Source organism: Streptomyces sp. NPDC006551, assembly GCF_040611675.1.
In the GTDB taxonomy this organism is placed as follows: domain Bacteria; phylum Actinomycetota; class Actinomycetes; order Streptomycetales; family Streptomycetaceae; genus Streptomyces.
Map to the genome: position 1 here is coordinate 23,686 of NZ_JBEXOT010000055.1, position 18,976 is coordinate 42,661.

The following is an 18,976-nucleotide window of genomic DNA, read 5'->3' on the forward strand; positions in this document are numbered from 1 at the left end:
GGCCGGTGGGCGGCAGGGTATGTGGAGCCGTGCGTGTCCCATCGCGTTCTGGCGGCGGAATGGCCGCCTTGCGCGTCGGCCTGTCAGGTTGTTCGGCTTGGGGCGGACACCCGGCTATGGCTGGGTACGAGAACGGGGGCAAGCTCGCGCCATTCTCGTCGCGGCAGCCTGGTCGGGTCAGCGGTCAGTACTTGCAGGCAGACGTGGTTGGCTCCCGCCTGGAGGTGCTGCTGAACGCGCCGGCAGATCCCTTCCGTGTCTCCGTAGGCGACGATCGCGTCCACTAGTCTGCGACTCGGGCGGCCGACGATGTCCTCGTCTCCGAAGCCGAGCCGGCGTACGTTCGCCTCCTGGTGCGGCGCCATTGCCAGGTATCCGGCGACATGCGCCGTGGCCACCTCCCGGGCCCGGTCGAGGTCATGGTCAAGTACGACGGCCTGCTCCACCCCGAGAAACGCATCCGGCCCCATGATCTGGCGTGCCCGTGCGGTGTGCTCGACGGGCACGAAGTACGTGTGCGCGCCCCAGGTGCGTTCGGCGGCCAGCTTCAGCATCTTCGGGCCCAGGGCCGCCAGTAGGCGGCGTGGGGCCGGGTCCGGTGTCAGGCCGTGGGCGGGTGCCCTGTCCATGGCGTCCAGATAGGAGCGCATCGTGGTCACCGCCCTGCCGCGGGTCGGTACGGGGTAACCGTCCACTTCGTGAACGGTGTCGTCGACGCGGTGCCCGCCCAGGCCAAGTAGGTAGCGCCCGGGGAACGCTTCGCCGAGCGTGCGCGCCGCGGCGGCAGTGGTGAGCGGTTCCCGGAAAGCGATGTTGGCGATGCCGGATGCCACGGTGATGCGACGGGTTGCCGACAGCAGCAGCCATGCCTGGCCCACCGCGTCGCGGCCGAACGCCTCTCCGTACCAGAGGGCTCCGTAGCCCAACTCCTCGATTTCCGCGGCCGATTCCCGCACGCGTCCGGCGGGCTGCTCTTCATAGGCAAAGGTCCAGATCCCGACCTGGCCGAGCCCTGCCGACGGGTCGTCCGTCATGCACACTCCTCGGTGCCGTTCCGGAGAGGTTCTCCGGTTGAGGTTCGCTACAATACGGAGAACTTCTCCGTTTCGCTATCCCCGGAGGCAACAGAAGGGCAGGATGATGACGGCCGAACACCCCCATGCCGCTCGATCTTTGAGGCGCACGGACGCGCGCCTCAACCGGGAACGCCTGGTGGCCGCCGCGCAGGAAGTGTTCACCGAGGCCGGCCCCGGGGCATCCCTCAACGAGATCGCCCGCCGGGCCGGGGTAGGCCCCGGCACCCTGTACCGGCACTTCGCGAACCGCCAGATCCTGTTGACCGCAGTACTCACAGACCGGGTTCAGGCCCTGTGCGAGCAAGCAGAGAAGCTGCGCACCTCGGACTCCGCCGACGACGCTCTGTCGCAGTGGCTGGGTGCGTTCCTGGCCCATGCCCGTGCCAACCAAGGCATGGGCAGCGCGCTGATGGTCAACGAGCCCGACGCGCCGGACCTCGACTGTCATCAGCTGATCCTGAACGCGGCAGACGGTCTGCTCACCCGAGCGCAACAGCACGGAACCGCTCGTGCCGACCTGACCGCCGGGGACCTGGTCCAGCTCATCACCGGGATCGGGCTGTCCACGGCCCGTAACGAGGACGCCGAACAGGCCCACCGGCTGCTGGCTCTCGTGCTTGATGCTGCGTACGGGGCACCACGCCGAAGCAAGTGATCTCTGCCGATCCACGCACGCGGACTTCTGCCTGCTGGAGCCGCCTCGCCGTATGCCGACACCGATCTCGAAGTCGGTTCAACTGTCGCGAAACGCAGGCGAGCTATCAACGGCGGGGGCAGCTGGAGCCCCTGCCACCTCGGTATCGCGGCGTCATCCACCGCTAAGAGCCGCACCTGGCCAGCGGGTGCGGCCGCTTCGTGGGATCCATCCCGCGAAGAGCGACTTCGGGCATCACCACTGGCAGCGGGCTTTGCTCAGCTGGCCAACTGAAGCGCTCAGTCACAGCACGGTAGTTGTCACCGGCGGCAACCCTCGACCTGTTGTTTCCGTGGGGTGAGGCGCGGCAGTTGTCACCAGATCGGCGCACTGCTTGTCACCTGCGGCGGGGAGAGCACCGTTGTCCGGGGGTGGGGCACAGCTCACGCCCCGCCCCACCCGGAGCGGCGGATCAGCCCGACGTCACCGCGCCCTCCCGCACGCCGAACCACTCCTCCAGCGCCCCCGCCAACCCGGTAGTCGACATCGGGGTTTGCACCCCCGCGTCGGCCGCCCAGGCCGTGAAGCCGTCCGGACGGACGAGGAGGGCCGCCAGTTCCGGGCGGGACGGGCAGCCGGCCGTCAGGGTATCGACGCGGTCGGCGTACCCCGCGGCGAGGGCCCGGAGCTCCGGGTCGTCGGCGAGGTCGAGCAGGAGCGCCCGGCCGCTGTGGAGGTGGTCCGCGAGGCGGCCGCCGTCGGTGAGTTCGAGGTCCGGGGCGCTGCGGCCGGTCAGAGGGTGCTCGCCCGGCAGCTCGTACCGCACCCCGGCACCGTTGAGCCGCGCAGACAGGTACGTGGTGCCCACGACCGTCTCCGCCAGGTCGCTGACGATCTCGCGCAGCGCGCGGGACTGCGGGTCCGGGCGCATGGCCGCGACCTGGGACCGGGTCCAGTCCAGGACCCACGCGCCGACCGGGTGCCGCTCCGACGTGTACGTGTCCAGCAGCCCTTTCGGTGCCCGGCCGCCGATCACCGCGGCGAGCTTCCAGCCGAGGTTCATCGCGTCCCCGATGCCCAGGCTCAGTCCCTGGCTCCCGAACGCGGAGTGGACGTGCGCCGCGTCGCCCGCCAGGAGCACCCGGCCCTTGCGGTACTCGGTGACCTGGCGGGCGTGGTCGGTGAAGCGAGTCGCGGTCCGCACCCCGGTGATCGTGACGTCCACGCCGGAGACGCGGCGCAGCCGCGCCTGGAGGTCCTCGAGGGTGACCGGTGCGTCCCGGTCGGGCGGCGGGCCGTCGAACTCCACGGTGACGACGCGGCCCGGCATCGGCCCGTGGGCGTACACCCCGGTGTCCGTGGCCGTCCAGCCGACCTTCAGGTCCTCGGCGCCGGTCATCTCCACGACCGCCTGGTGGCAGGTGATCTCCGGGTCCGTACCGGGAAATTCGAACCCCGCGAGCTTGCGGACCGTGCTGCGGCCGCCGTCGCAGCCCACGAGCCAGGCGGCGCGTATCTCCCCGTCGCTCGTCCGCACGGTGACGGCCTCTTCGTCCGCGTCGAAGCCTGTCAGCTCCACTCCCCGGCGCACGTCGACGCCGAGCTCGTCCGCCCGCCCGCCGAGCAGCCGCTCGATGTCCTGCTGCGCCACGAGACTGATCTCGGCTGCGGGTCCGGCGTCGCCGAAGCCCGGCTCCGTACGGTCGACCAGGTCGGCGCGCAGCATGATTCCGGCGAAGTGCCCGACGAACCCGAGCCCTTGGCCTACTGCCCCGCCGCCGTTCCGCTCGCGCATGAACGCCTGGAAGCGGTCCATCGCCTGTCGCTGAATCTCGGCCAGCGCGGGCAGCATGCCCCGGCGGTAGAGTGCCTCGGCGCTGGGCGTGGTGATCGCCCCGCCCTTGATCGTCGGGTCCACTTCGGTGAGGCGCTCCAGGACGGCCACTCGCGCGCCTCCGAGCCGGAGCTCGCAGGCCAGCATCAGTCCGACCGGGCCGCCTCCGGCCACCACTACGTCATAGTCCATGGTGCCCACTATGACGGAGGGTCAAAATGGTCCTTACACCGCCCTGACCAGCCACAATGCCGTCGCGGTGTCAAGGGGCCGGGCACCGCGAGCAGGGCCGGGAAGCGGGCCCTCCGCACTCCTCCTCGGCTACCTCAGCCGCCCCTCGCCAGTTCATCGGAGCCCCAGATACGGAAGCCGGAGGTACTCCGGACCGGACGGCCGGCGGACCCGCCGGTGACAACCAGCCTGCCTTTGTGACAACTGTGACAACTAACGCTTCGGCTCATGAGTCCGGTCCGCGGAGCAGGAAGGGCCGCCCCGGGGGCTCGCGGCCGGACGCCCGGAGGCGCCGGCCACGAGCCCGAGGAGCGGCCCCGCGTATGACCCGGCGTCAGCCGGAAGCGCTCTTCACCGTCGCCAGTTCGGTCACGTGAACGGGCTCGGTACCGGCGGAGCTGTGGCGGGCCGCCCAGTTCTCCAGCGCCGTGCGGCACGCGTGGTCCAAGTGGTGCACGCCGGAGAGGTCCAGCTTGATGGGACGGTCCTGGGGCAGGGCCTCCAGGCTGTCGAGAATCTTCGGCAGCCGAAGGAAGGTCGCGTTGCCCGACAGGTACACCTGGACGGGGCCGGCGCCCTTGTCGACGACCTCCAGCCGGGTGTGCGAGGCCTCCCACGCCGTCTTCGCCACGGACAGGGCGAGGCCGATCAGGACGCCCTCGAACATGTTCACCGCGACGATGGAGACGGCCGTGACCACCAGGATCACCGCCTCGCCCCGATGTTCGCGCCACAGCGGCGCGATCGTCCGCAGCGGGATCAGCTTCCAGCCCGCGTGGACGAGGATGCCGGCGAGGGCGGGCAGCGGGATGAGCGCCAGGGCGGAGGGCAGGAGGGCCGCGAACAGCAGCAGCCACACGCCGTGCAGGACCCGGGAGGCCTTGGTCCTCGCGCCCGCCTGGACGTTGGCGGAACTGCGCACGATGACGGCGGTCATCGGCAGCGCGCCGAGCAGCCCGCACACGCTGTTGCCGGCGCCCTGGGCCATCAGCTCCTTGTCGTACTCGGTCCGCGGACCGTCGTGCAGGCGGTCGACGGCCGCCGCGCTGAACAGGCTCTCGGCGGAGGCGATCAGGGTGAAGGCCAGGACGGTTCCGAGCATGCCCAAGGTGGCCAGCTCGCCGAACGCGTCGAGCCCCGGCGGCTGGATGGCGCCCAGCAGGCCCTGTACCTCGACCGTGGCGACCGGCAGGCCGAACGCCAGAGAGACGAGCGTCGCCAGCACGACCGCCGCGAGCGCACCCGGAACGGCCCGCAGGCGCCGCGGCATGCGCTTCCAGAGCACCATCACGGCGATGGTCCCCGCCCCGACGGCGAGAGAGGCGAGGGCCGAGGTGCTTCCGAGGGCCTCGAACAGAGCGCCGGGGAGCCCGGCTATTTTGCCCAGACCCGATGAGGGGGCTTCCGCGCCTGCCGCCGCGTACAACTGCCCTGCGATGAGGACGAGTCCGATGCCGGCGAGCATGCCCTCGACGACCGAGACCGAGATGGCCCGGAACCAGCGCCCCAGCTTCAGGGCGCCCATGGCCAGTTGTAGCAGGCCTGCGGTCAGCACCATCACGCCCAGCGCGGGCACCCCGAACGTCTGGACGGCCTCGAAGACCAGCACGGTGAGACCCGCGGCGGGACCCGACACCTGGAGACTGCTGCCGCGCATCATGCCCGTGACGAGACCGCCGACGATGCCGGTGATCAGACCCAGTTCCGCCGGGACACCGGAGGCGACGGCGACGCCCACGCACAGGGGCACGGCGACGAGGAACACGACGATCGAGGCGGCGAAGTCCTGCCGCAGATGGGGGAACTTCCTTCGGTGGTCCGCGGCGGCGCTCACAGCGCCTCGAAGGAGTCGGTGCGCGCGTCATGCGCGAGGACGGATCCGGTGTGCACCTCGTAGAACCAGCCACGCAGGCGCAGCCGTCCGTCCGCCAGGCGCTTCTCGACGCAGGGGTACGAGCGGAGTCTCAGCAGCTGGGTCAGCACATGGCTCTGTACGGCTTCGGTGACGGCCGGGTCGTCGACCGTGCCTTCGGGGCGGGGAGCGGCGTGCGCGAGCCAGTCGCGCACCGCGGGCACGGCGGTCAGATCGTCGCCACGCACCAGCGCGCCGACGGCGCCGCAGTGCGAGTGGCCGCAGACGACGATGTCCGTGACCCCCAGCACCTCCACCGCGTATTCGATCGTGGCCGCCTCGCCCGTGGGCTGCTGCGAGGCGTACGGAGGGACGATGTTTCCGGCGGTCCGCAGTTCGAAGAGTTCACCGGGCCGGGCCCCGGTGATGAGGGCGGGGACGACCCGGGAGTCGGAGCAGGTGATGAACAGGACCTGCGGAGACTGGCCCTGGGCCAGACGGGCGAACTCCTCAGAACGCTCGGCGGACTGCTCACGGAAGGATCGGGCGTGATCGATGAGGGGCTGCATACCAGTGGTTCCTCCTGGCGCGCCGGTTGCCGGCGCGTCGGTGTGCGTACGAGAACAGGGCGCGGGCGGCCACGTCGACATGACCCCCCGCCGACGCACACGGCGGTGCGATGCGGTGGGGGAGGGGATGTACGTCGGTGGGCGCCGCGGATCAGCTCAGCAGCGGAAGACCTGAAGGGCCGCCGCCGTGTGAGCGGTGGAGGATCTCGATACGCGGTGCGCGTCGCCGAACGGGGAGAGTTCCACCTGAGGCTGCGTGCCGGCGGTGCTGCCCCTCAGCAGGGAACGGGAAGGCGTGTCGGGCGTGGAGCCGGCCGCGCTGCGGTGCCGGTCACGCGTACGCAGAAGTCCGTTCGCGTCGCCGTCACTGTCGGGCGTACCGCACGTGATGTGATCCCGCTCGGCTTCCGCCGCCGCTGCTGCGGGCGCGGGCCTCTGCGGGGGTTCCGCGCCGGACACGGGGGCGTCGTGGGCGGATGCGAAGGACGGGCCGGTGGCCGGGAACTGCAGGGCCAACAGGAGGGCGGTCAGGACGGTGACCACGAACCGGGTCGCCGTGGCTGGCATCTCGCGCCTCCTCTCGCCTTCCTGTCCATGGCTTGAAGAACGCTAACAGCCGGAAAAGCCCGACGAGTTAACGCCGTGTGAAAAGTCTGAAAGTCTTGGGCCGGACGGCCGAATCCTTGCGTGATAAATGCATCGGTGGGGAGCGGTGTCGCGGACGCACGCTCTCGCCGGGAGTAACCGACGTCCGTGCAGGCCGGGACGGGTGCTGACGCGATTCTTATATCCGTCATTGGTGTCGGTCCGTCCCATTCGGGCCATCACGGTCTTGTGTCATTCGCACGGGGGATCGAGCCGGTGAAGTGGCGCGGCGATGCCGTAAAATAAGGGGTTTCCCTCGCCTCCCGTGATAGTCAGGTGGCATATCCGGGCCCGTGAAATGGCCACCGTTCGGTTCTGTCCTCCGGCCGCCCCCGGATGCCCCCTCGCCGGCGGCCACGCTGTCTGGCGATCACCGTTGACGGCGCGTGATGATGGAGGGGTCCACGCGTCATGGGGGACGAGGCGAGGGAAGGAACGCCGCATGTGCCGATGGCTCGCCTACTCAGGAACCCCGGTGCTGCTCGACTCCCTGCTGTACCGCCCGGCGCACTCGCTGATCGATCAGAGTCTGCACTCTCGCATGGGCGTCGAGACCACGAACGGCGACGGCTTCGGGATCGGCTGGTACACCGTGGGGATGGACACCCCGGCCGTTGTGCGCGACACCGGCCCCGCGTGGAACAACCGCAACCTGCGTGAGATCTCCGCGCATGTCCGCTCCCACATGTTCTTCGCCCACATCCGGGCGTCCACGGGGTCGGCGATCCAGCAGACCAACTGCCACCCCTTCCGTCACGGGCGCTGGTTGTGGATGCACAACGGTGCGATCACCGACTTCAACCGGCTGCGTCGGGACCTGTGCCTGCGCATCGACCCGTCCCTGTTCGCCGACATCGAGGGGTCGACGGATTCCGAGGTCATGTTCTTCCTGGCGCTCACCTACGGGCTGGACCAGGACCCGCCCACCGCGGTGGCGCGGATGGCCGGTCACGTGGAGACGCTGGGCCGGGAGCACGGCGTCGAGTACCCGCTCCAGATGACGATCGCGGTGACGGACGGGGAGGGACTGTGGGCCTTCCGCTACTCCAGCGAACGCCGCTCACGTTCCCTGTTCTACAGCGCCGAACTGGAGACCCTCCGAGGGCTGCACCCCGACCTGACGTTCCTGGACCACTTCTCCGACCAGAGCCGCCTCGTCGTCTCCGAGCCCCTCAGCGGACTGCCGGGCGCCTGGTTCGAGGTTCCCGAGTCCACCTACGGCCTGGTCCGGGGAAGCGGGGACTTCCTCCGGCCGTTCGTCCCCCTGACGGAGGACCCCGTCACGGCGCCGTAGACGACCCCGTCGGCGCGTCCCGGTAAGGTGCGAGGGGGCGTGCGGGTGTGCCCCCTCCACTGCTGAACCAGCCCGGACCTGGGGGTTTGTCGTGCCCGTTCCTCGCCTGAGTCGTACGCCTCTGCCCGGCATCGGCGTCCGTTACGATCTCACCACTCGCGAACAACAGCTCCTGTCGGTGGTCGCCCACCGGGACGGGGCGCGGACGCTGAACGCCTACCGGCGTGACGATCCCGACGAGTGCGCGCTCTCGGTGAAGCTGACGTCCCGTGAGACGGAGGCGCTGATCGACGCGTTGATGCCCTCGCACCACAGCCCGAACCTGCTCTCCACCACCGATCTGGGCCTGGTCGCCGAGCGGATCGAACTGTCCTCCGCGTCGCACTGGAACGGCCGGGTGCTGGGCGAGACCCGCATGCGGACCGAGACCGGCGCGTCGATCGTCGCCATCCTGCGCCGCTCGGGCGCGATACCGTCCCCGACCCCGGACTTCCGCCTGGCGGGTGGCGACACGCTGATCGTGATCGGCACCCGCGAGGGTGTCGAAGGCGCCGCCGCGATCCTCGACCGGGAGTGATCGCGTGCACTCCTCCGCCGTCTTCCTGATCGAATTCGGGGCCATCATCCTCGGCCTGGGCCTGCTGGGCCGATTCGCCGGCCGCTTCCGGTTCTCCCCGATCCCTCTCTATCTGCTCGCCGGTCTCGCCTTCGGCGAGGGCGGGCTGCTGCCGCTGGGCACGAGCGAGGAGTTCGTCGCGATCGGCGCCGAGATCGGCGTCATCCTGCTCCTGCTGATGCTCGGCCTGGAGTACACCGCCAGCGACCTCGTCTCCAACCTCAAGACCCAGTACCCGGCCGGTCTGGTCGACGCCGCCCTGAACGCCCTGCCAGGCGCGGCCATGGCGCTGCTCCTGGGCTGGGGCCCGGTCGCCGCCGTCGTGCTGGCCGGAGTCACCTGGATCTCGTCCTCCGGCGTGATCGCGAAGGTGATGGGAGACCTGGGGCGGCTGGGCAACCGAGAGACGCCGGTGATCCTCAGCATCCTGGTCCTCGAAGACCTCGCCATGGCCGTCTACCTGCCCATCATCACCGCGCTGCTGGCGGGCGTGAGCCTGGCCGCCGGAAGCCTCACGCTCGCCATCGCCCTCGGCGTGGCGGGGCTCGTGCTGTTCCTCGCGGTCCGCTTCGGCCGCCACATATCCCGCTTCGTCTCCAGCGACGACCCCGAGAAGCTCCTGCTCGTCGTTCTCGGCCTGACGCTGCTCGTCGCCGGGATCGCCCAGCAGCTCCAGGTCTCCGCCGCCGTGGGCGCCTTCCTGGTCGGCATCGCCCTGTCGGGCGAGGTCGCCGAGGGAGCGCACAGCCTCCTCAGCCCCCTGCGGGATCTGTTCGCGGCGGTGTTCTTCGTCTTCTTCGGCCTGCACACCGACCCCGCGAGCATCCCGCCCGTGATCCTCCCCGCCCTGGCCCTGGCCGTGGTCACCACCGGCACGAAGATCGCCACCGGCTACTGGGCGGCCCGGCGCGCCGGGATCTCCGCCAAGGGCCGTTGGCGGGCCGGCGGCACGCTCGTGGCACGAGGCGAGTTCTCCATCGTCATCGCCGGCCTCGCCGTCACCGCCGGCATCGAACCCGCCCTCGGTCCGCTCGCCACCGCGTACGTCCTCGTCCTGGTCATCGCCGGCCCGCTCACCGCCCGATACACCGAACCGGTCGCCACCTGGCTCACCGGACGCCGGAGCCGGGCCGCCGTGGTCGAGAGGATCGGCGGTGTGGACCGGGAGACGCTGCCCGAGGCGCTGGAAGCCGTCGACGACGGCACGGCCGGCCGGACGTGAGGCGTGCCCGGTCGGGGCCGACCCGACCGGGCACTTCGCACGGCGGCGCACGCAGGGACCGCGCCGGCGCGGGCAGCCGAGCGCCGGGGCCGTCGCCGTCACCGGGCCGCCGGTTCCCTTCCCGTTACCCACCTCCTTGTTCGTAATTTCGAACGCTGTTCGGAGTTTTGCTCAAACCATTGACGGCCCCTTTCCGGCCGTCTAGCTTCGCGTCCGAAGTAGCGATCACTGTTCGTAATCTCGAACGACTCTCCGTGCGTATCTTCGGTGAAGGAGCTCCTCCATGCCCGTCGGCCGTCCCGCCCGCCGTCGCACCGCGACCCTCCTCGCCGCCGGCGCCACGGTCCTCGCCTGCCTCGCCCCCACCGCGGTCGCCGCGCCGGCACCACCCCCGGGCGCCGGCCACCCCGACCCGCTGCCGGTCACCGGCGACACCGTGGTCCACGACCCGTCGGCTATCAGGCTCAAGGACGGCACCTACGTCGTCTACTCCACGCACGGGGGACTGGAGGCGCGCACCTCGCGGGACGGGCGCCACTGGCAGCGCTCCGGATCCGCCTTCACCGCCCTCCCCTCCTGGTGGCGCGCCTACTCCTCGGAGAGCGACCCCTGGGCGCCCGAGATCGTCCACCGCCAGGGCCGCTACTGGCTCTACTACGCGGTGTCCTCCTTCGGCTCCAACCACTCCGCCATCGGGCTCGCCACGTCTCCCACCGGCCTGCCCGGAACCTGGACCGACCAGGGGAAGATCTTCGAGACCGGCCCCGCGGACCCGTACAACGCCATCGACCCCGGCATCGTCGAGGGCGACGGCAGGCTGTGGATGTCCTTCGGCTCCTACTGGACCGGCATCCGCATGGTCGAACTCGACGGCCGCACCGGCCGCCCGGTCGCGGGAGCGACCGTGCACCACCTGGCCACCCGGCCGGACGCGCCCTACGCGGTCGAGGCGCCGTACATCGTGCGCCGCGGCGGGCACTACTACCTCTTCGTCTCCTACGACCGCTGCTGCGCCGGCACCGACTCGACCTACAACATCCGGGTCGGCCGGTCCACCTCGCCGACCGGCCCCTACACCGGCAGCGACGGTACGCCGATGACCCGGGGCGGCGGAGACGTCCTCCTCGCCGGACACGGCAAGTACATCGGGCCCGGCGGCCAGTCGGTGCTCCGCGACCGGGGCCGCGACATCCTCGTCCACCACTACTACGACGGGGAGGACGGAGGCACGCCCAAGCTCGGCCTCGCTCCGCTCTCCTGGCGCCCGGACGGCTGGCCGACGCTCGCCCGCTGAACACCACGCCCGCACCACCGGGCGATCTCCGCAACCGAAAGGAAGTCATGTCCCCGACCCCGGCCCACGCGGCGCGCTTCACTCTCGACCCGGCCTTCACCGTCGGCGAGGTGAACCCCCGTCTCTTCGGATCCTTCGTCGAACACCTGGGCCGCTGCGTCTACACCGGTGTCTTCGAGCCCGATCACCCCACGGCGGACGAGACGGGGCTGCGCACCGACGTCCTCGACCTCGTACGCGAACTCGGCGTCACCGCCATCCGCTACCCCGGCGGCAACTTCGTCTCCGGCTACCGGTGGGAGGACTCCGTCGGCCCCGTCGAGGACCGGCCGCGCCGCCTCGACCTCGCCTGGCGCTCCACGGAGACGAACCGGTTCGGCCTGAGCGAGTTCATGGCGTTCCTGAAGAAGGCCGGCCCCGAGACGGAGCCGATGATGGCCGTCAACCTCGGCACCCGCGGCGTGGCCGAGGCGATCGAGCTCCAGGAGTACGCCAACCACCCCTCCGGCACCGCGCTCTCGGACCTGCGGATCGCCCACGGCGACAAGGAGCCCTACGGCATCCGGCTGTGGTGCCTGGGCAACGAGATGGACGGCCCGTGGCAGACCGGCCACAAGACGCCGGAAGAGTACGGCCGGCTCGCCGCCGAGACCGCGCGCGCCATGCGGCAGATCGACCCGGACGTCGAGCTCGTCGCGTGCGGCTCGTCCAGCCAGGCCATGCCGACCTTCGCCGCGTGGGAGGCGAAGGTGCTGGAGGAGACGTACGAACTCGTCGACCACATCTCCCTCCACGCCTACTACGAGGAGAAGGACGGCGACCGCGACTCCTTCCTGGCGTCCGCCGTGGACATGGAGTCGTTCATCGAGAACGTGGTCGCCACCTGCGACCACGTGGGTGCCCGGCTGAAGTCGAAGAAGAAGCTCAACCTCTCCTTCGACGAGTGGAACGTCTGGTACATGAGCCGCTTCGAGGCCGAGTCGCGGGCCAACCCGCTCGACTGGCCGGAGGCCCCCCGGCTCCTGGAGGACAACTACTCCGTCACCGACGCCGTCGTCTTCGGCTCCCTCCTGATCGCGCTGCTGCGCCACGCGGACCGGGTGACCGTCGCCTGCCTCGCCCAGCTGGTCAACGTCATCGCGCCCATCATGACCGAACCGGGCGGCCCCGCCTGGCGCCAGACGACCTTCCATCCCTTCGCGCAGGCCGCGCGCCACGGCCGCGGCGAGGTGCTCGACGTACGGGTCGACGCACCGACGTACCCGACGGCGGCGTACGGAGACGTGCCCCTGCTGCACGCCACGGCGGTCCGGGACCCGGGTACGGGCGCGGTCACCGTCTTCGCCGTCAACCGTGACCAGCGCCGGCCCCTGCCGCTGCGCGTCGCGCTCAACGGCCTGGACCTCGGCGAGATCGTCGAGCACACCGTCCTCGCCGACGCCGACCCGGAGGCCCGCAACACCCTCGACGCACCGGACCGGGTCACGCCCCACGCCGGTGAGGGCGCGGATCTGGCCGACTCCGCGCTGACCGTCACGCTCGAACCGCTCTCCTGGACCATGATCCGCCTGGCCTGACGGCGCGACACGGCCGCCCGGCCGGGCGCCGACACCTCTGTCCGCCCATCCGGCCGAGCGCCGATCTCGTGTCCGTCGCGCCGCCCCGCCGAGCGCCGGCCGCGTGGCCGTCGCCGCCCCACCGGGCGCCGACACCTCTGTCCGTAGCGGGCGCCCGGCCCGAGTCCGGTCCCCGCGAAGCCCCGCCGGGGGCGGTCCCGCACCGCCCCCGGTCCCCTCGACCCGCACCCTGGGAAGACGAGCCGCTATGCATTCACCCCACCCCAGCCGGCGCCGTGTGCTCGCCGGTTCCCTGGGCGCCCTCGCCGCCACCGGCGCCCTCGGCCCTCTGGCCACGGGCTGCGCGGCGCCCTCGGCCGCGGCGTCCGGCCGGACCCCGCTGCGTTTCTGGCACCTCTTCGGAGGCGGAGACGGCGTCAACATGCAGAACATGCTGGGCGCCTTCCGCGCCGCTCATCCGGACATCGAACTGGAGGCCACCACCCTCCAGTGGGGCGCTCCCTACTACACCAAGCTCGGCATGGCCGGAGCCGGCGGACGCGCGCCGGAAGTGGCCGCGCTCCACATGGCCCGGCTCGCCGGGTTCGGGCCCGGCCGGCTGCTCGACCCCTTCCCGGCCGACCGGCTGGCCGAGGCCGGCCTACGTCCGGACGACTTCCCCCCGGACCTCTGGCGGCGCGGGCAGATCGACGGGAAACAGTACGCCGTCCCCCTCGACACCCACCCGCTGGTGCTCTACTACCAGACCGAGATCTGCCGCAAGGCCGGTCTCATGGACGGCGACCGGCTCAAGACCGTCACGGGCGCGGCGGAGTTCACCGAAGCACTGCGCGCCGCCAAGAAGGTCACCGGGGCACCCTCCCTCGTCACCGAGACACTCGGCCCCGACTGCATCACCCCCTGGCGGCTCTTCTCCACCTTCTACTCCCAGACCGGTGGAGCGGTGCTCTCGCCCGACGGCAAGAGCCTCGTCCTCGACGACGCCAAGGCCCTGCGGGTACTGGAGTTCATGGCCTCGCTCGTGGAGGAGGGGCTCTGGGCGCGCCGCGCCGACTACGGAGCCTCCGTGGGCATCTTCAGCCAGGGACGTACGGCCTTCCACCTCAACGGGGACTGGGAGGTGACCACCTTCCGCACCGGTGGGACGCCCTTCTCGATGACCCGGGTACCCGCCCTCTTCGGCCGGGCCACCACCCAGGCCGACTCCCACGCCTTCGTCCTGCCCCACCAGCGGAACCGCGACGTGGCGACGGACCGGGCGATCTGCGCCTTCGTCGCCTGGATGCTCAAGCACTCCGTGGAGTGGGCGGCCGGCGGTCACGTCCCCGCGTACCGGCCCATCCTCGAGGACCCCGCCTACCTGGCGCTCGAACCGCAGTCGGCGTACCGCGGCGTCATCGACGACGTGGTGCTCGACGAGCCCGCCTGGTTCGCCGGCTCCGCTTCCCGGATGTGGATCGAACTCGGTGAGGTGTTCTCCACCCTCCTCATCGGTTCCCGCACCCCCCGCGCGGCACTCGCCGAGGCCAAGCTCCGGCTCGGACGCCTTCTCGACATCCGCAACCCCCTTTCCGGAGTCGCGTCATGACCACTCTCACCCCCACCGCCGTCCCGGCGCGGCCGACCGCCGGGACGGGCCGCGCGGCCGGCGCGGCGTCGCGGCCGGGAGCCGTCCGGCGGAGGTGGACGGAGCACGGGCTCGTCTTCGTCGCCCCCTTTCTCCTCGTCTACGGCCTCTTTCTCGTCTGGCCGCTGATCAGCGGCCTGGGTATGAGCGTGACCAGCGAGAACATCACCGGCACCGGTGCGGAGTTCGTCGGTCTGGACAACTACGCGGAGGCGCTGGCCGACCCGCAGATGTGGTCCTCGCTCGGGAACACCGTGTGGTTCACGGTGCTCTCCACCGTCCCGCTCGTGGCCGTCGGCCTCGTACTCGCCCTGCTCGCCCATCAGTTGCGCGTCGTCCAGTGGCTGTGGCGGATCAGCTGGTTCGCACCCTTCCTGCTGCCGTCCGGCGTCGTGTGCCTCCTCTTCTCCCAGATGATCTTCCCGCCCGACTTCGGCCTCGCCGACCAACTCCTCGCGGGCGTGGGCCTGGAGCCCGGCATCGGCTGGCTGAGCGACGAGCGCTACGCCATGCTGTCCATCGTCCTGACCACCGTGTGGTGGACGGTCGGCTTCAACTTCCTGCTCTATCTGGCGGCCCTGCAGGCCGTGCCACAGCACCTGTACGAGGCGGCCGAACTCGACGGCGCCGGCGCGTGGCAGCGGCTCCGGCACATCACCCTGCCGCTCCTGCGCCGTACCACCGGCCTCGTCCTGGTGCTCCAGGTCCTCGCCTCGCTGAAGATCTTCGACCAGGTCTACCTGATGACCGGCGGCGGGCCCGACGACTCCACCCGGCCGATCCTGCAGTACGTCTATCAACAGGGCTTCACCGGCTACCGGATCGGCTACGCCTCCGCCGTCTCCTACATCTTCTTCGCCCTCGTCCTGACCGTCTCCCTGGTCCAGCCCTGGCTGGCCCGGCGCAAAGAGGAGGCCGGCAAGTGAGCCTCGCCACCGCCCGTGACCGTACCGGACGTACCGGACGGACCGAGGGCCGGCGCCCTCGCTGGACCGCCGGCCGGATCGCCCTGCTCGTCACCGCGCTCCTGACGGCCGCCGCCTGGCTGCTGCCGTTGCTCTGGGCCGTCGCCACCTCGCTCAAGCCGGAGGGGGAGACGACCAGGACGCCGCTGGAGTGGATCGGTTCGCGGATCACCTTCGAGGCGTACGCCAAGGTGTGGGAGTCCGGCACACTGCTGCGCTGGACCGTCAACTCCCTCATCGTCTCCGGCGCCACCACCCTGCTCACCGTGGTCCTCTGCGCCATGGCGGCCTACGGCTTCACGCGCACCGACTTCCGCGGCCGCAGGCTGCTGTACGGCCTGGTCCTCGCCGGGATCGTGGTGCCGCCCCAGGTCCTCATCGCGCCGCTGTTCACCCAGATGGTCCGCATGGGGCTCGTCGACACCTATTGGGGCGTGATCCTGCCCCAGGTCGCCGTGCCGGCCATGGTGTTCATCCTGGTGAAGTTCTTCGAAGGCGTGCCCCGCGAACTGGAGGAGGCCGCCTTCGTCGACGGCGCCGGCCGCTGGCGGGTCTTCTGGACGATCGTCATGCCACTGTCTCGGCCCGTGCTCGCCGCGGTCGCGATCTTCACCTTCATCTCCACGTGGAACAACTTCCTCTGGCCGTTCCTCGTGACCACGGATCCCCACGCCATGACCCTGCCGGTGGGGCTGGTCAACGTCCAGTCCGGCTTCGGAGTCCGGTACGCCCAGGTCATGGCCTCGCTGGTGATCGCGGGCCTTCCCCTCCTGATCGTCTTCACGCTGTTCCAGCGTCAGATCGTGCGCGGTATCGCCCACACCGGTCTGGCCGGCCAGTGATACCGCCGTGGTGCCCGCCGTCGGATCCGGCGGGCGGCGGGCACCACGGCGACCTCACGCACCGCTGTCCTCGTCCACCCCACGTACCGAGGAGCACGCCGATGAACCGCATCGCACACCGCCGCCGTCGCAGGTTCTCCGTCCCGCTCGCCGCGGCAGCGGCGGCGGTCCTGGCGCTGGTGCCCCAGACCGCCCTCGCCTACCCGGCGCCGGGCCACGTCACCGGAGACATCGCCGTCCACGACCCGTCGATGATCCGCGACGCCACCGGCCGCTATCTGCTCGCCTCCACCGGCCACGGCCTCCAATTGCGCACCTCCACGGACCGGATCGCCTTCGCGGGCAGCGGGGACGCGTTCACCACCAGGCCGAGCTGGTGGAGTCGCTACTCGACGGTTCCCGAGGCATGGGCGCCGGACCTCTCGTACCGAAACGGCCGGTACGTCATGTACTACGCCGTCTCGCGCTTCGGCTCCAACACCTCCGCCATCGGCCTCGCCACGTCCACCACCGGACAGCCCGGCAGCTGGACGGACCGGGGCATCGTGCTGTCCTCGGGTTCCGGAAGCGACTTCAACGCCATCGACCCCAACCTCTTCGTCGACGACGACGGCAGCTGGTGGCTCTCCTTCGGCTCCTGGTGGAGCGGGATCAAGCTGATCCGCCTCGACCCCGCGACGGGCCTGCGGCGGCCGGGCGACACCGCCGTGCACAGCCTGGCCGCCCGTCCCGCCGGCCAGGGCATCGAGGCACCGTTCATCGTGAAGCGCGAGGGTGTCTACTACCTCTTCGCCTCCTATGACCGGTGCTGCGCCGGCACCGCCTCGACGTACCGGATCAAGGTGGGCCGCGCCACCGGCATCACCGGCCCGTACCGTGACCGCGCCGGGGTGCCGATGACGGCCGACGGGGGCACGCTCGTCCTCGACTCGCACGACCGGGTCATCGGACCGGGCGGCCAGTCGGTTCTCAAGGACGCCGACGGTCATCTGCTCGTGTACCACTACTACGACGGGCAGGACGGGGGCCGCGCCAAGCTCGGCGTCAACCTGCTGGGCTGGTCCGGCGGTTGGCCCTCGGTCTACTGAAGTCCACCGAGGTCCACTGAGCTCGGCTGAGGTCTGCCGACGACGCACCACGGGCCCGCGTCCCCGCGAGGGGGTGCGGGCCCGTCGCCTCGAGCCGTCGTATGCCCGGGCGAAGGAGTGCGCCGTCCCGCAGGGTCAGGCGTCCGCGGGGAACCTGCGCAGCGGCCCCGGCTGACGCGAACCGAGGGGCGACATGGCGCCGTCCGCCCCGTGCCGGGCCAGCAGGTCCAGGACGAGCCTGCCGCGCCGCACCCGCTCGCGCGCCGTGCTCAGGACGGTCTCCCGCAGGTGCGCCCCCGACGGATAGACGGAAGGAGCCTTCGACAGACCGAACTTCAGATAGAGGGGAGCGCCCCGGCGGATCAGCTCGGCCACCTCGTACATGCGCACATAGCCACCGAGGTCGTCGGGCGCCTCGACGTACATGTCCATCGGAGCCCCGCTCACCCGGCGGATCTCGGTGAGCTGATCGAGCGTCAGGTCGCTGGGGACGTTGACCGAGTCCGCCCCCAGCCGCTCGTGCACGGCGTACGAGGCGGGGTTGACCGGCCCGATCAGCGCCGACACCTTCAGGGTCGTGTCCGCCGGAAGCAGGCCCGCCGCCCGCGCCCGGTGCAGCGTCCACAGAACGCCCTCGTCGGCCACCAGCAGACACGTGACTCCGAGGGAGGTGGCGCGGACGGCGTCCTCCACGCAGCCGGCGACCGCGTCGTGGCCGCGGGCGCGCAGCCCGCCGCCCCGGGAGTCGGTCCGGGTGGCGGCCCCGATGTCCCAGGTGCCGCGCGGCCCCGTGAACAGGCAGAGCTCCACGGAGGATTCGGCGGCGGCCTTCACCATCTCGTCGATCTCGGCGTCGGTGAGCATCCAGACGCCGCTGCCCTGACTGACCCGGTGGACGGGGACGTCGAGCCGTTCGGCTTCCCGGAGCACCGTGTCGAGCGCCTCGGGACCCTCGACGGAGGGAATCTCGGTACGCCACCGCCCTCCGTCCGGGAAGGCGTGCGGGGAGGCGTCCTGGGGAGAGAGCGCCGGGGCGGCGAGGCCCAGCGGGCCGAGGATCCGCTCGCCCGGTCGGCGGGGCGGAAGGGCGGGGGAGTCGGGCACGGGGCCTCCTGGGCGTTCGGCGGTGCTCAACGGGTGGCCCGGCGGGGCTTGCGCTGTTCCCAGCCTTCGGCCCAGAGGTCGAAGCGGGCTTGTTGTTGGGGGTGTTCGGCGGCTGCGTCGGTGTCGAGTTCGATGCCGAGGCCGGGTGCGTGGGAGATGGGGAAGCAGCCGGTTTCGGGGTTGATCTGGGGGGCGCCGGTGACGATGTTCTTGATGTCGGCGTCGGCGAAGTCGTTGAAGTGTTCGAGGATTTTGAAGTTGGGTGTGCAGGCGCCGAGTTGGAGGTTGGCGGCGGTGAGGACGGAGCCGCCGACGTTGTGGGGGGCGATGAGGGTGTAGTGGGTTTCGGCGGTGGCGGCGAGTTTGCGGGTTTCGAGGATGCCGCCGATGTGGCCGAGGTCGGGTTGGATGATGTCGGCGGCTTGGGTTTCGAAGAGTTCGCGGTATTCGATGCGGTCGTGGATGCGTTCGCCGGTGGCGATGGGGGTGTCGACTTTGGCGGCGAC

At 70.9% G+C, this 18,976-nt stretch carries 17 protein-coding genes; 10 read left to right on the forward strand and 7 right to left on the reverse strand.

Annotated features, from left to right (window positions below):
• Window positions 1–83 precede the first annotated feature (83 nt).
• Window positions 84–1,034, reverse strand: a complete 951-nt coding sequence (locus tag ABZY12_RS30880) for a TIGR03620 family F420-dependent LLM class oxidoreductase (protein ID WP_356896120.1) — start codon at window positions 1,032–1,034, stop codon at window positions 84–86.
• Window positions 1,035–1,140: 106 nt separating this feature from the next.
• Here ABZY12_RS30880 and ABZY12_RS30885 point away from each other — a divergent pair, with 106 nt between their 5' ends.
• A complete protein-coding gene (locus ABZY12_RS30885) occupies window positions 1,141–1,731 on the forward strand; it encodes a helix-turn-helix domain-containing protein (protein WP_356896154.1) in 591 nt (196 codons plus the stop codon).
• Window positions 1,732–2,182: 451 nt separating this feature from the next.
• Here ABZY12_RS30885 and ABZY12_RS30890 read toward each other — a convergent pair whose 3' ends face one another.
• From ABZY12_RS30890 to ABZY12_RS30905, 4 genes are all read right to left on the reverse strand, one after another.
• The gene (locus ABZY12_RS30890; RefSeq protein ID WP_356896122.1) at window positions 2,183–3,736 is read right to left on the reverse strand and encodes an FAD-dependent oxidoreductase; all 1,554 of its coding nucleotides are present in this window, start codon (window positions 3,734–3,736) and stop codon (window positions 2,183–2,185) included.
• Window positions 3,737–4,109: 373 nt separating this feature from the next.
• Window positions 4,110–5,609, reverse strand: a complete 1,500-nt coding sequence (locus tag ABZY12_RS30895; protein WP_356896124.1) for a SulP family inorganic anion transporter — start codon at window positions 5,607–5,609, stop codon at window positions 4,110–4,112.
• Window positions 5,606–6,196, reverse strand: a complete 591-nt coding sequence (locus tag ABZY12_RS30900; protein ID WP_356896126.1) for a carbonic anhydrase — start codon at window positions 6,194–6,196, stop codon at window positions 5,606–5,608. The genes ABZY12_RS30895 and ABZY12_RS30900 overlap by 4 nt, the downstream gene beginning before the upstream one ends.
• A gap of 156 nt (window positions 6,197–6,352) precedes the next feature.
• Complete coding sequence (locus ABZY12_RS30905; RefSeq protein WP_356896128.1) at window positions 6,353–6,763, reverse strand: hypothetical protein; 411 nt, start codon at window positions 6,761–6,763, stop codon at window positions 6,353–6,355.
• A gap of 520 nt (window positions 6,764–7,283) precedes the next feature.
• On the opposite strand from ABZY12_RS30905, the gene ABZY12_RS30910 reads away from it, so the two are divergent.
• The 9 genes from ABZY12_RS30910 (at window position 7,284) to ABZY12_RS30950 (ending at window position 17,366) form a co-directional block, all read left to right on the forward strand.
• Window positions 7,284–8,135, forward strand: coding sequence for a class II glutamine amidotransferase (locus tag ABZY12_RS30910; RefSeq protein WP_356896130.1), 852 nt, complete (start codon window positions 7,284–7,286; stop codon window positions 8,133–8,135).
• Between the two features lie 91 nt (window positions 8,136–8,226).
• Entirely contained in the window at window positions 8,227–8,712 is a 486-nt protein-coding gene (locus tag ABZY12_RS30915) for a TrkA C-terminal domain-containing protein (protein ID WP_356896132.1), read from the forward strand.
• A gap of 4 nt (window positions 8,713–8,716) precedes the next feature.
• Entirely contained in the window at window positions 8,717–9,973 is a 1,257-nt protein-coding gene (locus tag ABZY12_RS30920; RefSeq protein ID WP_356896134.1) for a cation:proton antiporter, read from the forward strand.
• Between the two features lie 283 nt (window positions 9,974–10,256).
• Window positions 10,257–11,267: an arabinan endo-1,5-alpha-L-arabinosidase gene (locus ABZY12_RS30925; RefSeq protein WP_356896136.1), complete on the forward strand. Its 1,011-nt coding sequence runs from the start codon at window positions 10,257–10,259 to the stop codon at window positions 11,265–11,267.
• A 47-nt stretch (window positions 11,268–11,314) separates the two neighbouring features.
• Window positions 11,315–12,844: an alpha-N-arabinofuranosidase gene (locus ABZY12_RS30930; RefSeq protein WP_356896138.1), complete on the forward strand. Its 1,530-nt coding sequence runs from the start codon at window positions 11,315–11,317 to the stop codon at window positions 12,842–12,844.
• A gap of 247 nt (window positions 12,845–13,091) precedes the next feature.
• Entirely contained in the window at window positions 13,092–14,432 is a 1,341-nt protein-coding gene (locus ABZY12_RS30935) for an extracellular solute-binding protein (protein WP_356896140.1), read from the forward strand.
• On the forward strand, window positions 14,429–15,397 hold the full coding sequence (locus tag ABZY12_RS30940) for a sugar ABC transporter permease (protein ID WP_356896142.1): 969 nt from the start codon (window positions 14,429–14,431) through the stop codon (window positions 15,395–15,397). Before ABZY12_RS30935 ends, ABZY12_RS30940 begins: the two co-directional genes overlap by 4 nt.
• Window positions 15,394–16,278, forward strand: a complete 885-nt coding sequence (locus ABZY12_RS30945) for a carbohydrate ABC transporter permease (protein ID WP_356896144.1) — start codon at window positions 15,394–15,396, stop codon at window positions 16,276–16,278. Before ABZY12_RS30940 ends, ABZY12_RS30945 begins: the two co-directional genes overlap by 4 nt.
• A 101-nt stretch (window positions 16,279–16,379) precedes the next feature.
• Entirely contained in the window at window positions 16,380–17,366 is a 987-nt protein-coding gene (locus ABZY12_RS30950) for an arabinan endo-1,5-alpha-L-arabinosidase (protein WP_356896146.1), read from the forward strand.
• Window positions 17,367–17,501: 135 nt separating this feature from the next.
• On the opposite strand, the gene ABZY12_RS30955 is transcribed toward ABZY12_RS30950, so the two are convergent.
• The gene (locus ABZY12_RS30955) at window positions 17,502–18,470 is read right to left on the reverse strand and encodes a hypothetical protein (RefSeq protein ID WP_356896148.1); all 969 of its coding nucleotides are present in this window, start codon (window positions 18,468–18,470) and stop codon (window positions 17,502–17,504) included.
• A gap of 26 nt (window positions 18,471–18,496) precedes the next feature.
• On the reverse strand, window positions 18,497–18,976 hold a 480-nt coding region (locus ABZY12_RS30960; protein ID WP_356896150.1), incomplete at its 5' end, for an enolase C-terminal domain-like protein.

What these genes read in the sequence shown, in the direction of transcription:
- ABZY12_RS30880 (WP_356896120.1), bottom strand. Translation starts at nt 1,034, where the DNA reads ATGACGGACGACCCGTCGGCAGGGCTCGGCCAGGTCGGGATCTGGACC.
- ABZY12_RS30885 (WP_356896154.1), top strand. Translation starts at nt 1,141, where the DNA reads ATGACGGCCGAACACCCCCATGCCGCTCGATCTTTGAGGCGCACGGAC.
- ABZY12_RS30890 (WP_356896122.1), bottom strand. Translation starts at nt 3,736, where the DNA reads ATGGACTATGACGTAGTGGTGGCCGGAGGCGGCCCGGTCGGACTGATG.
- ABZY12_RS30900 (WP_356896126.1), bottom strand. Translation starts at nt 6,196, where the DNA reads ATGCAGCCCCTCATCGATCACGCCCGATCCTTCCGTGAGCAGTCCGCC.
- ABZY12_RS30905 (WP_356896128.1), bottom strand. Translation starts at nt 6,763, where the DNA reads ATGCCAGCCACGGCGACCCGGTTCGTGGTCACCGTCCTGACCGCCCTC.
- ABZY12_RS30910 (WP_356896130.1), top strand. Translation starts at nt 7,284, where the DNA reads ATGTGCCGATGGCTCGCCTACTCAGGAACCCCGGTGCTGCTCGACTCC.
- ABZY12_RS30925 (WP_356896136.1), top strand. Translation starts at nt 10,257, where the DNA reads ATGCCCGTCGGCCGTCCCGCCCGCCGTCGCACCGCGACCCTCCTCGCC.
- ABZY12_RS30930 (WP_356896138.1), top strand. Translation starts at nt 11,315, where the DNA reads ATGTCCCCGACCCCGGCCCACGCGGCGCGCTTCACTCTCGACCCGGCC.
- ABZY12_RS30935 (WP_356896140.1), top strand. Translation starts at nt 13,092, where the DNA reads ATGCATTCACCCCACCCCAGCCGGCGCCGTGTGCTCGCCGGTTCCCTG.
- ABZY12_RS30940 (WP_356896142.1), top strand. Translation starts at nt 14,429, where the DNA reads ATGACCACTCTCACCCCCACCGCCGTCCCGGCGCGGCCGACCGCCGGG.
- ABZY12_RS30950 (WP_356896146.1), top strand. Translation starts at nt 16,380, where the DNA reads ATGAACCGCATCGCACACCGCCGCCGTCGCAGGTTCTCCGTCCCGCTC.